Below are 13,050 nucleotides of genomic sequence, written 5' to 3' on the forward strand. Positions count from 1 at the left end.
TTAGGTAACCCCAGGCCTTGCCGGGAAGCCGGTGAAGAGGGACGTTGGGTCGGATCCCGTACCCCGACCACCGGGAGGTGACCATATGGCCAGGCGCGCACGCAAAGGCAAGGCACGCAAGAAGAAGAAGGCCAACCACGGCAAGCGCCCCACCGCGCGCTGACGGACACCGCCGCCCGCCCGGCGGGCGGCGGGTCCTCGTTCACGCCGGCAGCCCGCTCAGCGCCTCGTCGATGCGCTCCTGCGGCAGCGCGAAGTCCTCCATCTCGCCCGACAGGTAGCGCTCGTAGGCGGCCAGGTCGAAGTGGCCGTGCCCGCACAGCGCGGTCAGGATCACCTTCTCCTCCCCGCTCTCCTTGCAGCGCAGCGCCTCCGCGATGGTCTCGGCCAGCGCGTGCGTCGGCTCCGGCGCGGGCAGGATGCCCTCCGTCCTGGCGAAGCGCACCCCCGCCTCGAAACACTCCCTCTGCGAGCGGGTGACCGCCTCGAACATCCCCAGCTCGTACATGTGCGACAGCAGCGGCGACATGCCGTGGTAGCGCAGCCCGCCCGCGTGGATGGGGTCGGGCACGAAGTCGTGGCCCAGCGTGTGCATCTTCATCAGCGGGGTCAGGCCCGCCGTGTCGCCGAAGTCGTAGGCGTAGCGGCCGCGCGTGAACGACGGGCACGCCTCCGGCTCGACGGCCCGGATGACCGGGTCGATCTTCCCGGCCAGCTTCTCGCGCAGGAACGGGAAGACCAGGCCGCCGAAGTTCGACCCGCCGCCGGTGCAGCCGACGATGACGTCCGGCATCTCCTCCAGCTGCCCCAGCGCCTCCTCGCCGATCACCGTCTGGTGCATGAGCACGTGGTTGAGCACCGACCCGAGCGCGTACCGGGTGTCGTCGGCCGACGCGGCGACCTCGACCGCCTCGCTGATCGCGATGCCCAGGCTGCCGGGGGAGCCGGGGTACTCGGCCAGCACCTTGCTGCCGGCCTGCGTCACGGGCGACGGGCTGGCGTGCACGCTCGCCCCGTACACGCGCATCAGCGCCGAACGGTACGGCTTCTGGTCGTAGGAGGCGCGCACCATCCAGATCTCGCAGTCGAGGCCGAACTGGGCGCAGGCGAAGGCCAGCGAGCTGCCCCACTGCCCGGCGCCCGTCTCGGTGGTGAGCCTGCGCACGCCCTCCTGGGCGTTGTAGAACGCCTGCGGGACGGCCGTGTTCGGCTTGTGCGAGCCGGCCGGGGAGACGCCCTCGTACTTGTAGTAGATGCGCGCCGGCGTGCCCAGCGACTTCTCCAGGTTGCGGGCCCGCATCAGCGGGGTCGGCCGCCACAGCCGGTAGACGTCGAGCACTTCCTGGGGAATGGGCACGTACCGCTCCTGGCCGACCTCCTGACGGATGAGCTCCATCGGGAACAGCGGCGCCAGGTCATCGGGACCGATCGGCTGCCTGGTCGCCGGGTGCAGCGGCGGGGGAGGCGGGACGGGCAGATCGGGAACGATGTTGTACCAGTTGCTGGGGATCATCGTCCCAGTCTGCTCCCGCCGCCGGTCACGATCCAGTCCCGTCAGGCGCGTCGCTCCGCGTCGACCTGGCGGCGCACCTCCGGCACGACCTCCTCGGCGAACCTGGTCAGCTGCTCCCGCTGGTCGCCCTCCGGCCACAGGATGAACGTGTCCATCCCGTAGGCCACCGCCAGGTCGGTCAGCTCGTCCACCCACTGCCCGGCCGGGCCCTTGAGGAAGCCCTCGCTCGGGCCTCCGGTGATGGTGCCGTTGACGTTGTAGAGCCTGCGCACGTCCCGCGGCCGGCGATCCGCCTTCTCCGCGGCCTCGTCGATGCGCTCCTGCAGCTCGGGCAGCCGCTCCGGCGGCGCCCACGACGAGGACGGCAGCCACCCGTCGGCTGCCCTGCCGGTGAGCGCGAGCGCCCGCGGCCCGCCGACGCCGAGCCAGATCTCCATCGGGTGCGCGGGCTCAGGCCCCGCCTGGGCGCCGCTGAGCCGGTAGTGCTCGCCGTCGAACCGCCGGTTGCGCTCGCCGCTCCAGATCGCCCTGACGACCGCGACGGCCTCCTCCAGCGCGCCGATCGCCTGCCCGGGCGTGCGCCGCGCTCCTCCGTACGCCTCGATCGCGTCCCAGAACGCCCCGGCGCCCAGCCCCAGCTCCACCCGGCCGCCGCTGAGCAGGTCGAGGCTGGCCGCCGCCTTGGCGAGCACGGCCGGCTGCCGCATCGGCAGGCTGGCCACGTCAGGGAACACCCGCACCCGCTCGGTGGCCGTGGCGATCACGCTCAGCAGCGTCCAGGTCTCCACGTAGCGCCGCTGGTACGGGTGATCCTGCACACCGATCAGGTCCAGCCCCAGTCCGTCGGCCAGCCGCGCGTACTCGACCAGCGGATCATCGGCATAGGGCACCAGGAAGTAGCCGAACTCCAGCGGACGTCCATAATCAGCCATAACCGTCACCTACCCGTTCACGGCCCGGATCGCCAGCCGATCCGGATGGTCCGCCCGTACCACCACATCCGCGGCCTCCTGCGGCCGCACCTCGCGCTCGTACCGCTCGTACGCCGGCAACCGCCACCGCTCCTCCGCGGGCGTGCGGCGCTCCAGCGCGCCCCTGGACAGCCACACGTGCACGGCCAGCTCGACCGGCAGCCCCCGGCCCAGCAGCAGCGTGCCGTCGAGCAGCAGCACCCCGCCGGGCGGCAGCGTCCGGTACGGCACGCGGTAGGCGCGGTCGGCCCCGCTGTCCCACAGCGCGGGCAGCACCCTCCCCGAGCGCCCCGGCCCCAGCGGCTCCAGCACCTCGCGCAGCAGCGCCCCGGTGTCGAGCCACTCGTCGTAGAACACGTCCGGATCCGTGCGCCCGAACTCCAGCCGCAGCGACGCGGGCCGCAGGAAGTCGTCCGCGGACACCCGCAGCACCTCCCGCCCGCGCACCCGCAACGGCCCCGCGAGCCGATCGGCCAGCTCGCCCGGCCCGGCCGCCGGCGCCCCGTCGACCACCACCCGCACCCACGCCTCGCGCGGCCACCCCGCGACCCTGTCGGCGAGCTCCTCGGCCAGCCCCTCGGCCGAGATCGGTCGTACACCCATCACCCGAGCCTACGAGCCGCCCGCTCCAGGACGGCGGGCCTCACCGAGTGCCTTGTGATAGATCGCACTGGCTTCACCCCGGCCACTGACTACCCGGAGTCTTCGCGATCGTCCGAGAGCCGAGTGTCCCCGCCGGGGGCGCTTCCGCAGAACAGCTTCCAGAGATGGATGCTCATCACGACGAACAGGGCGACTCCGCCGAGCATGATGACGAGGGCGCAGAGCGCGTACGGATGGAAGATCACGGGGCCTCCTGCCGTCGTGCTGATCATAGGCGACCCGGGGTTCCATCAGACAACAGCAAGGCCCAGGCGGCGGGATCGTCTCCCTGGCCTGGGCCTTCGCATGCGGAGCGGACGACGGGAATCGAACCCGCGTAGCTAGTTTGGAAGACTAGGGCTCTACCATTGAGCTACGTCCGCGCGAACCGGTCGAAGTCTGGTCTAGACTGCATCCGGTCGTCAGGGCGTAAGCGTACCGGAGTCCCGGAGCGCGTGCGTACCCCGGCGCCACGGGGCGTGGCGCAGCTTGGCAGCGCGCTTGCTTTGGGAGCAAGAAGTCGCAGGTTCAAATCCTGTCGCCCCGACCAGCCTGAAAGCCGCTTCCTGAGACCGGGAGCGACCGGCGGAGCCGGCCGTCACAGGTTCTCGGACGACCCTGTGCCGGGACGCCTGGCCCGGGTCGTAGGAGGTCGGGTGGTGTGCTCGTCCGCCGTGGCCTGAGAGGCCGGTCCGGAGTCGCATGGTTCGCCCGGTGCGGCACAATGCCCCTGTGATACGCACTTCCTCCTTGGCCGCCGGCGCGGCCGCGGTGTTCGTGGTGACCGCCTTCGTCGTGGAAGGGCGAGGGCTGGTGGCGTTCCTCTGCGTGATGGCGCTGCTCTGCCTGGGCGCGTGGTTCTTCCTGGACCGCCGCGGCTCCTAGGGCCGGTCTGTCAGGGGCCGGCGTGGAAGAGCGCCCAGACGGCCTTGCCGCCGCGCCTCAGCGGGTCCCAGCCCCAGCACTGGCTGTACGTCTCCACGATGTAGAGCCCGCGGCCGTTCTCCGAGATGAAGTCGGGCTCCTTGCGCCGCGGCACGTCGTCGCTGGGGTCGGCGACCGCCAGCAGCACGTGCGGCGCCACCCTCATCAGCAGCAGGGTGATCTCGTTGCTGCCGTGCGCGTACATGCCGTACCTGACGGCGTTCGTGACAAGCTCGGAGACCACCAGGGCGGCGTCGTCGCCCAGCTCGGACAGGCCCCAGCGGGCGAGGGTGGAGCGGGTGACGTCTCTTGCCGTCTTGACCGAGTCGGCCTGGAACGGGAGGGGGCACGCGGTGGTGTACGGCTTGGCCGACGTGAGCAACTGGTCGAACCCCACCTCACGGGTGATCTGGAGGCAGTCGGCAGTGGCCAGAGGATCCTCCACCATCCCGCCGTTACCTCCCAGTTGCCATCGGCTTAGTGCATGTTTGGCCCAAAATGCACTAAGCCATCATGGGTCACGACCGGGCGTCGCTGCAAGACCCGAATGCACGTGCATTCGCAAGGTGCAGCAGCATGGTCGATGTACCGGAACATATCCGAATCGGACACCGAGCTGAGACCTTGTCATACCCGGCGATGTGGTGTCACTGTGTGGTGCGGACCTTGATAGGAGGCAAAGTGACGCAGAACCAGCCGGGTTCCGGCCCTACGGCGCTGCGCATCCTTCTGGGCTCCCAACTCCGCAAGCTCAGGGAGAGCAAGGGCGTCACCCGCGAGGAGGCGGGGCACCTCATCAGAGGCTCCGAATCCAAGATCAGCCGCATGGAGCTCGGCCGGGTCGGCTTCAAGGAGCGTGACGTCGCCGACCTGCTGACGCTGTACGGGGTGACCGACGACCAGGCGCGCGGCGCCGTGCTCGACCTGGTGGCCACGGCCAACGAGCCGGGCTGGTGGCACCGCTTCAACGACATCCTCCCCACCTGGTTCCAGGCGTACGTCGGCCTCGAAGAGGCGGCCGCCCGGATCAGGACGTACGAGGTCCAGTTCGTCCCCGGCCTCCTCCAGACCAAGGAGTACGCGCGCGCGGTCGTCACCGCCGGTTCCGCCGGGCTCAGCCCCGACGAGATCTCCCGGCGCGTCGACCTCCGGCTGGAACGTCAGCGGCTGTTCGACAAGCCCGACGGCCCGGTGTTCTGGGCGGTCATCGACGAGGCCGCGCTGCGCCGGCCCATCGGCGGCGCCGAGGTCATGCGCGCCCAGATCGAGCATCTGATCGATCTGATGCGCCAGCCGAGCATCACGATTCAGGTCATGCCGTTCAGCTTCGGCGGTCACAGCGCGGAGGGCGGCGCGTTCGCCATCTTGCGCTTCCCGGACAACGACCTGCCCGACGTCATCTACGTCGAGCAGCTCGCCGGCGCCCTCTACCTGGACAAGCGTGAGGACGTCGATCGTTACACCGAGGTCATGGAACGGTTGTGCGCCGTCAGCACCACGCCTGACGAGACTGTGGAGCTGCTGCGCGCCATCGCGGATGAGTTCTGAGAGCTGCTGGGTCTGCCCTAGACTGACCGTGGCGCTTGGATGCCGCCGTTGCGGAGCATGCCCAGCACCGATTACGTGGGCGCGGCGCGCGAGCCGTACCGAATGGACGCGCCTGCGAACACTCGAAGCTTGATCAAGGAGACCACCCCGTGAAGACCGCTGTCGAGGAGCTCAGCCCGACCCGGGTGAAGCTCACTGTCGAGGTGCCGTTCGACGAGCTGCGCCCGAGCATGGATGCGGCGTACAAGAAGGTCGCGCAGCAGGTGCGGGTCCCCGGGTTCCGCCCTGGCAAGGTCCCGGCGCGCATCATCGAGCAGCGCTTCGGCCGGGCGGTCGTCCTGGAGGAGACCCTCAACGAAGCGGTGCCCAAGCTCTACGGCCAGGCCGTCGACGAGGTCGACGTGTTCCCGGTCAGCCAGCCGGACATCGAGGTCACGAAGATCGAGGACGGTGAGCAGATCGAGTTCACCGCCGAGGTCGACATCCGTCCCAACTTCGACGTCCCCGACTACCAGGGCGTCGAGATCACCGTCGACTCCGCCGAGGTCGCCGACTCCGACGTCGACGAGCAGCTCGACGCGCTCCGCCAGCGTTTCGCCACGCTGACCGGCGTCGAGCGCCCGGCCGCCGTCGGCGACTACGTCGTCATGGACCTGCGGGCCGAGATCGACGGCGAGAACATCGAGGAGCAGCAGGCCAGCGAGGTCTCCTACGAGGTGGGCGCCGGTTCCGTGCTCCAGGGCCTCGACGACGCCCTCGTGGGCATGTCCGCCGACGAGGAGAAGAGCTTCCGCACCGAGCTCGTCGGCGGTGAGAACGCCGGCCAGGAGGCCGACGTCATCATCAACGTCAAGTCGGTCAAGGAGAAGGTGCTTCCGGAGCTCGACGACGAGTTCGCGCAGCTCGCCAGCGAGTTCGACACGCTCGACGAGCTCAAGGGCAGCATCCGCGAGCAGGTCCGCCGCACCAAGCTCATCGACCAGGTGGTGCAGGCCCGCGACAAGGCGCTCGACACGCTCCTGGAGAAGATCGACGTCCCGATCCCCGAGAGCGCGCTCAAGGCCGAGATCGACGCCCGCAAGCACAACCTCGAGCACCAGATCGCCGAGAGCGGCCTGAGCCGCGACGCCTACTTCCGGCTCTACCAGACGACCGAGGAGGAGCGCTTCGCCGAGTTCGAGACCGCCTCGGCCCGCGCCATCAAGGTCGGCTTCGTGCTCGACAAGATCGTCAAGGCTGAGGAGCTCGGCGTCTCCGAGCAGGAGCTGACCAACTTCGTGGTCCGCCGCGCCATGGAGATGGGCGTCCAGCCCAACCAGCTGGCCCAGCACCTCGCCGACAACGACCAGCTGACGCTGGCCATGGTCGAGATCGTCCGCGACAAGGCCAAGGCCGTGCTCGGCGATGCCGCCAAAGTCGTCGACAGCGAGGGCGGCGAGGTCGACCTCAAGGCCATCTACACCGAGATCAACGGCGAAGAGGCCTCCGAGGAGCCGGCTGAGGAGTCCGAGGAGCAGAAGGCCGAGGCGTAGCCACGCACACGCCCGTCCGGAGCCTCCGGCCGGCCCGATGTCGCGGGCGGGCCGGAGGCTTCGTGCGTTCCCGGCGGCATGCGCCGTCAGCGAACACCCCGTGGACCGGGCATGACCTGTGGGCGGCGCGCGTTAGGGTCACAAGCAAAGCCCATCGATTACGACGCATCGGAAGGTGAAGCTGTGAGCAGCCCGCCGACCTTCTTCCAGCCTGAGTCGCGAGGCCGTGAAAACGGCTCGGCCTTCCGGCTTGAGGATCAGCTTTACCAGCGCCTGCTGCGCGAGCGCATCATCGTGCTCGGTCAGGAGGTCAACGACGAGATCGCCAACCGGATCTGCGCCGAGCTGCTGCTCCTGGCCGCTGACGATCCGGAGCGCGACATCACTCTCTACATCAACTCGCCGGGCGGCTCGGTCAGCGCCGGCATGGCGATCTACGACATGATGGAATACGTGCCCAACGACGTCTCCACGGTCGTCATGGGCATGGCCGCCTCGATGGGGCAGTTCCTGCTGTCGGCGGGCGCCAGGGGCAAGCGCTACTCGCTGCCGCACGCGCGGGTCATGATGCACCAGCCGTCCGGCGGCATCGGCGGCACGGCCGCCGACATCGCCATCCAGGCCGAGCAGATGCTCTACGTGAAGAAGATGCTGGCCGAGCGGATCGCCGCCCACACCGGGCAGCCGCTCGAGGTCATCGAGCGCGACTCCGATCGCGACCGCTGGTTCACGGCCGACGAGGCCAAGGACTACGGCTTCATCGACCACGTCGTGCGCAGCGCTCGGCAGGTGCCCTCGCAGGGCCCCGTCTCCTAGGGGGAGCAAGTGAACATCCAGAGCCGTTACGTTCTCCCCTCCTTCGTCGAACGCACGTCCTACGGCGTGAAGGAGATGAACCCGTACAACAAGCTCTTCGAGGACCGCATCATCTTCCTCGGAGTGCAGATCGACGACGCGTCGGCCAACGACGTCATGGCCCAGCTGCTGACGCTGGAGTCGCTCGATCCCGACCGTGACATCAGCATCTACATCAACTCGCCCGGCGGGTCCTTCACCGCCATGACGGCGATCTACGACACGATGCAGTTCGTCCGGCCGGAAATCCAGACCGTCTGCCTCGGCCAGGCCGCCTCCGCCGCGGCTGTGCTGCTGGCCGGCGGCACGCCGGGCAAGCGGTTCGCGCTGCCCAACGCCCGGATGCTGATCCACCAGCCGTCCACCGAGGGCGGCGGCCAGGGCAGCGACATCGAGATCCAGGCCAGGGAGATCCTCCGCATGCGCTCGCTCCTCGAGGAGATCGTGGCGCGGCATGCCGGACGGTCCGCCGCCGAGGTCCGAAAGGACATCGAACGCGACAAAATTCTCAACGCCGATGAGGCGAAGGCGTATGGTCTGATCGATGACATAATCCCGTCAAGGAAGAAGCGAGCTCAGCCCGTAGCTTCCTAGACGAGACGTGAGGCACCGGAGCGCTGCCCAAGAGGGCACGTTCCGGTGCGACTCGCCGCTAGGGGGCTCACTGAGGGCCCAGAAGACGGTAACGTCGAAACCTGAGCGGTTCGGACCGGGTCCGGAGGATACGGATCGCGGAGAGCAGGGCGGTCCCACGCAAAGGAGTATCTGGGGTGGCACGCATCGGCGACGGGGGAGACCTGCTGAAGTGCTCGTTCTGTGGAAAGAGCCAGAAGCAAGTCAAGAAGCTCATCGCCGGTCCAGGCGTCTACATCTGCGATGAGTGCATCGATCTCTGCAACGAGATCATCGAGGAGGAGCTCTCCGAGTCCTCCGAGCTCAAGTGGGACAACCTGCCCAAGCCGAGGGAGATCTACGAGTTCCTCGACGCCTACGTCATCGGTCAGGACAAGGCGAAGAAGGCGCTCTCGGTGGCGGTCTACAACCACTACAAGCGGGTGCAGTCCGGCGACCGGGGCAGAGACGACGGCCTTGAGCTGGCCAAGAGCAACATCTTGCTGCTCGGACCGACAGGCTCGGGCAAGACGCTGCTCGCGCAGACCCTGGCGAAGATGCTCAACGTGCCCTTCGCCATCGCTGACGCGACGGCCCTCACCGAGGCCGGCTACGTCGGCGAGGATGTCGAGAACATCCTTCTGAAGCTCATCCAGGCCGCTGACTACGACGTCAAGAAGGCCGAGACCGGCATCATCTACATCGACGAGGTCGACAAGATCGCCCGTAAGAGCGAAAACCCGTCGATAACGCGTGACGTCTCCGGCGAGGGCGTGCAGCAGGCGCTGCTGAAGATCCTCGAAGGCACGACGGCCTCGGTGCCGCCGCAGGGCGGCCGCAAGCACCCGCACCAGGAGTTCATCCAGATCGACACCACCAACGTGCTGTTCATCTGCGGTGGCGCGTTCGCCGGCCTCGAAAAGATCATCGAGTCGCGGGTCGGTCAGAAGGGCATCGGCTTCAACGCCATCATCCGGTCGAAGGAAGAGGCCGACACGGCCGACATCTTCGCCGACGTGATGCCCGAGGACCTGCTGAAGTTCGGCATGATCCCCGAGTTCGTCGGGCGCCTGCCGGTCATCACCTCGGTCCACAACCTCGACCGCGAGGCCCTCATCCAGATCCTCACCGAGCCGCGCAACGCGCTGGTCAAGCAGTACCGCAAGCTGCTCGAACTCGACGGGGTGGAGCTGGAATTCACCGACGGCGCCCTGGAGGCCATCGCCGACCAGGCCATCCTGCGCGGCACCGGCGCCCGCGGGCTGCGCGCGATCCTGGAGGAGGTGCTCCAGTCCGTCATGTACGAGGTGCCTTCCAGGCAGGACGTCGCCCGGGTCGTCATCACCCGCGAGTCCGTGCTCGAACACGCGATCCCGACCCTCGTACCCCGCGACCAGCTCGCCGCCAAGCAGCAACGCACTCCACGAGAGAAGTCGGCCTGAGCCTCCCAGGCAAGGCCAGCGCCCCGTGGACACCCTCCATGGGGCGTTTCCCTTTCCCGTCTCCCTAGAATTGGTCACCGTGACAACGCCAGAGCTGCCCACCCAGTACACCCCGGCCGACGTCGAGACCCGCAGCTACGAGCGGTGGGTAACCGAAGGCTACTTCCACGCCGACCCGGGCAGCTCGCGCACGCCTTACAGCATCGTCCTGCCGCCGCCCAACGTCACCGGCTCACTCCACATCGGCCACGCGCTCGACCACTCGGTCCAGGACGCGCTGACCCGCCGCGCCCGGATGCGCGGCCACGAGACGCTCTGGCTGCCCGGCATGGACCACGCCGGCATCGCCACCCAGAACGTCGTCGAGCGTGAGCTCGCCAAGCAGGGCATGTCCCGCCACGACCTGGGCCGCGAGGCGTTCGTCGAGCGGGTCTGGGAGTGGAAGGAAGAGTCCGGCGGCAAGATCCTCGGCCAGATGCGCAAGCTCGGCGACGGCGTCGACTGGTCGCGCGAGCGCTTCACCATGGACGAGGGCCTGTCGCGGGCCGTCCTCACCATGTTCAAGAAGCTGTACGACGACGGGCTGGTCTACCGCGCCGAGCGCATCATCAACTGGTGCCCGCGCTGCCTGACGGCGCTGTCCGACATCGAGGTGGAGCACAGCGAGGACGACGGCGAGCTGGTCTCGATCCGCTACTCCGATGAGATCGTGGTGGCCACCACCCGGGCCGAGACGATGCTCGGCGACACCGCCGTGGCCGTCCACCCGTCCGACGAGCGCTACGCGCACCTCGTCGGCACGACCGTCGAGCTGCCGCTGACCGGCCGCCGCATCCCCGTCGTGGCCGACGAGCACGTCGACCCCGAGTTCGGCACCGGCGCGGTCAAGGTGACCCCCGCCCACGACCCCAACGACTTCGAGATCGGCCGCCGCCACTCGCTGCCGTCCATGACCGTCATGGACGAGCGCGGCGTCATCACCGCCCACGGCCCGTTCCAGGGCCTCGACCGGTTCGAGGCGCGCCCGGCCGTGGTCGCCGCGCTGCGCGCCGAGGGCCGCATCGTCGAGGAGAAGCGCCCGTACGTCCACTCGGTCGGCCACTGCTCGCGCTGCAAGACCGTCGTCGAGCCGAGGCTGTCGCTGCAGTGGTTCGTCAACGTGGGCCCGCTGGCCAAGGAGGCCGGCGACGCGGTGCGTGACGGCCGCACCAGCATCCACCCGCCGGAGATGGCCAAGCGCTACTTCGACTGGGTCGACGACATGCACGACTGGTGCATCTCCCGCCAGCTCTGGTGGGGCCACCGCATCCCGGTCTGGTACGGCCCCAACGGCGAGGTCGTCTGCGTCGGCCCCGACGAGACGCCGCCCGAGGGCTACATCCAGGATCCTGACGTCCTCGACACCTGGTTCTCCTCCGGGCTGTGGCCGTTCTCCACCCTGGGCTGGCCCGAGCGCACCCCCGAGCTGGAGCGCTTCTACCCGACCTCCGTCCTGGTGACGGGCTACGACATCCTGTTCTTCTGGGTCGCCCGGATGATGATGTTCGGCCTGTACGCGATGGACGGCGAGCCGCCGTTCCGCGTCGTCGCCCTGCACGGCATGGTCCGCGACCAGTACGGCAAGAAGATGTCGAAGTCGTTCGGCAATGTCGTCGACCCGCTCGACTGGATCGAGCGCTTCGGCGCCGACGCCACCCGCTTCACGCTCCTGCGCGGCGCCAACCCCGGCGCCGACGTGGCGATCAGCGAGGAATGGGCGGCCGGCTCGCGCAACTTCTGCAACAAGATCTGGAACGCGACCCGCTTCGCGCTGATGAACGGCGCTGCCGTGGGCCCGCTCGACGACGCCGAGCTCACCGCGGCGGACCGGTGGATCCTCTCCCGGCTGCAGAGCGTCATCACGGCGGCCGACGCCGCCCTGGAGGACTACGAGTTCGCCAAGGCCTCCGAGCTGCTCTACCACTTCGCCTGGGACGAGGTCTGCGACTGGTACCTGGAGCTGGCCAAGATCCAGCTCGGTGAGGGCCTCGACCACACCCGGCTGGTGCTCGGCCAGGTGCTCGACGCGCTGCTGCGGCTGCTCCATCCGCTGGTGCCGTTCGTCTCCGAGGAGCTGTGGCGGGCCTTGACCGGCGCCGAGTCCATCGTCGTCGCCCCTTGGCCCCAGGCCGACCCCCGCTACGCCGATCCGCGGGCGGAGGCGGAGGTCGCCGCCCTCCAGGAGGTCGTCACGGAGGTCCGCAGGTTCCGCTCCGACCAGGGTCTCAAGCCCGGCCAGAAGGTGGCCGCCAGGTTGGGGCTGGCGGGCAGCGCCGTGGAGCGGCAGGAGGCGGCGATCCGCTCGCTGCTCCGCCTCACCGAGCCGGCCGAGACGTTCTCGGCGACGGCCCGGCTGACCGTGGGCGGCGTGACCGTGGAGATCGACACCGCCGGCGCCATCGACGTGGCCGCCGAGCGCAAGCGTCTGGAGAAGGACCTCGCGGTCGCGCGTAAGGAGGCTGCTCAGGCGGCCGCCAAGCTGGGCAACGAGCAGTTCATGGCCAAGGCGCCCGACGAGGTCGTGGCAAAGGTCCGGGCGCGTGCCGACCAGGCCGAGGCCGACATCGCGCGCCTCGAAGGGCAGCTCGCCGCTCTGAGGGTTTGAGCCATACGGACGGGGGGAAGGCCTATTCGTTACCGAGAACAGGTCTTCCGACCCCGCAGGGGCTGCTAGAGTTTTCTGTGTGGGGCGGAGCTCGCCCCGACAACCCAACTGATGGCCCGGGGCTTCCGGTCTGGTCCGATGCGCGTCATTGGACAGAGGCTGAAAGTTCAGGTAAGTTAGAAGGGTTGCCTCGGAAGAGGCGTCCGGAAGATCCCGGAATCAGGCGGTTTGCGAAAATCGTCCGGATCTGGTAAACTTCGGAAGACGAAACGAATGAACGCCTCTTCGGCGGGGGCCGCTGGTCGGGTCTTGCCGGGGTGTACGCGTCCGTTTCTTGAGAACTCAACAGTGTGTTAAAAGCCAGTGC

Annotated in this window: 13 protein-coding genes and 2 tRNA genes; 9 read left to right on the forward strand and 6 right to left on the reverse strand. The window is 68.7% G+C overall.

The annotated features are described in order from the left end of the window. The first annotated feature begins 85 nt into the window (after positions 1-85). On the forward strand, positions 86-163 hold the full coding sequence (locus ACZ6YG_RS38355) for a 50S ribosomal protein bL37 (protein ID WP_371252575.1): 78 nt from the start codon (positions 86-88) through the stop codon (positions 161-163). Between the two features lie 39 nt (positions 164-202). On the opposite strand, the gene ACZ6YG_RS38360 is transcribed toward ACZ6YG_RS38355, so the two are convergent. The 5 genes from ACZ6YG_RS38360 to ACZ6YG_RS38380 all read right to left on the reverse strand — a co-directional run bounded on the left by ACZ6YG_RS38360 (position 203) and on the right by ACZ6YG_RS38380 (position 3,509). Further along, entirely contained in the window at positions 203-1,513 is a 1,311-nt protein-coding gene (locus ACZ6YG_RS38360) for a TrpB-like pyridoxal phosphate-dependent enzyme (RefSeq protein ID WP_219547083.1), read from the reverse strand. Positions 1,514-1,554: 41 nt separating this feature from the next. Continuing rightward, on the reverse strand, positions 1,555-2,445 hold the full coding sequence (locus tag ACZ6YG_RS38365; RefSeq protein WP_466020680.1) for an LLM class flavin-dependent oxidoreductase: 891 nt from the start codon (positions 2,443-2,445) through the stop codon (positions 1,555-1,557). A gap of 9 nt (positions 2,446-2,454) precedes the next feature. Further along, positions 2,455-3,087: a nucleoside/nucleotide kinase family protein gene (locus ACZ6YG_RS38370; RefSeq protein WP_148029957.1), complete on the reverse strand. Its 633-nt coding sequence runs from the start codon at positions 3,085-3,087 to the stop codon at positions 2,455-2,457. 89 nt (positions 3,088-3,176) lie between these two features. Further along, positions 3,177-3,332 carry a hypothetical protein gene (locus ACZ6YG_RS38375; RefSeq protein ID WP_187281011.1) on the reverse strand — a complete coding sequence of 52 codons (156 nt, stop codon included), beginning with the start codon at positions 3,330-3,332 and terminating at the stop codon, positions 3,177-3,179. A gap of 106 nt (positions 3,333-3,438) precedes the next feature. Further along, positions 3,439-3,509, reverse strand: a tRNA-Gly gene (locus ACZ6YG_RS38380). A 90-nt stretch (positions 3,510-3,599) separates the two neighbouring features. Here ACZ6YG_RS38380 and ACZ6YG_RS38385 point away from each other — a divergent pair. Together ACZ6YG_RS38385 and ACZ6YG_RS38390 are read left to right on the forward strand one after the other, a co-directional pair. Beyond that, a tRNA-Pro gene (locus ACZ6YG_RS38385) sits at positions 3,600-3,676 on the forward strand. Between the two features lie 182 nt (positions 3,677-3,858). Further along, positions 3,859-4,011 carry a hypothetical protein gene (locus ACZ6YG_RS38390; protein ID WP_187281012.1) on the forward strand — a complete coding sequence of 51 codons (153 nt, stop codon included), beginning with the start codon at positions 3,859-3,861 and terminating at the stop codon, positions 4,009-4,011. Positions 4,012-4,021: 10 nt separating this feature from the next. On the opposite strand, the gene ACZ6YG_RS38395 is transcribed toward ACZ6YG_RS38390, so the two are convergent. Further along, complete coding sequence (locus ACZ6YG_RS38395; protein ID WP_148029960.1) at positions 4,022-4,498, reverse strand: ATP-binding protein; 477 nt, start codon at positions 4,496-4,498, stop codon at positions 4,022-4,024. A gap of 233 nt (positions 4,499-4,731) precedes the next feature. Here ACZ6YG_RS38395 and ACZ6YG_RS38400 point away from each other — a divergent pair, with 233 nt between their 5' ends. The 6 genes from ACZ6YG_RS38400 to ACZ6YG_RS38425 all read left to right on the forward strand — a co-directional run bounded on the left by ACZ6YG_RS38400 (position 4,732) and on the right by ACZ6YG_RS38425 (position 12,683). Beyond that, positions 4,732-5,598 carry a helix-turn-helix domain-containing protein gene (locus tag ACZ6YG_RS38400; RefSeq protein WP_148029961.1) on the forward strand — a complete coding sequence of 289 codons (867 nt, stop codon included), beginning with the start codon at positions 4,732-4,734 and terminating at the stop codon, positions 5,596-5,598. A gap of 149 nt (positions 5,599-5,747) precedes the next feature. Beyond that, the gene (gene tig / locus ACZ6YG_RS38405) at positions 5,748-7,130 is read left to right on the forward strand and encodes a trigger factor (RefSeq protein ID WP_148029962.1); all 1,383 of its coding nucleotides are present in this window, start codon (positions 5,748-5,750) and stop codon (positions 7,128-7,130) included. A 183-nt stretch (positions 7,131-7,313) separates the two neighbouring features. Next, the gene (locus ACZ6YG_RS38410) at positions 7,314-7,946 is read left to right on the forward strand and encodes a ClpP family protease (protein ID WP_148029963.1); all 633 of its coding nucleotides are present in this window, start codon (positions 7,314-7,316) and stop codon (positions 7,944-7,946) included. Positions 7,947-7,955: 9 nt separating this feature from the next. Next, positions 7,956-8,579: an ATP-dependent Clp protease proteolytic subunit gene (locus tag ACZ6YG_RS38415; protein WP_148029964.1), complete on the forward strand. Its 624-nt coding sequence runs from the start codon at positions 7,956-7,958 to the stop codon at positions 8,577-8,579. Between the two features lie 176 nt (positions 8,580-8,755). Further along, positions 8,756-10,039 carry an ATP-dependent Clp protease ATP-binding subunit ClpX gene (gene clpX / locus ACZ6YG_RS38420; protein ID WP_148029965.1) on the forward strand — a complete coding sequence of 428 codons (1,284 nt, stop codon included), beginning with the start codon at positions 8,756-8,758 and terminating at the stop codon, positions 10,037-10,039. A gap of 70 nt (positions 10,040-10,109) precedes the next feature. Continuing rightward, positions 10,110-12,683 (forward strand): valine--tRNA ligase, encoded by a 2,574-nt coding sequence (locus ACZ6YG_RS38425; RefSeq protein ID WP_397198593.1) that lies wholly within the window; start codon positions 10,110-10,112, stop codon positions 12,681-12,683. Positions 12,684-13,050: the final 367 nt, after the last annotated feature.

Source organism: Nonomuraea sp. NPDC054003, assembly GCF_055585125.1.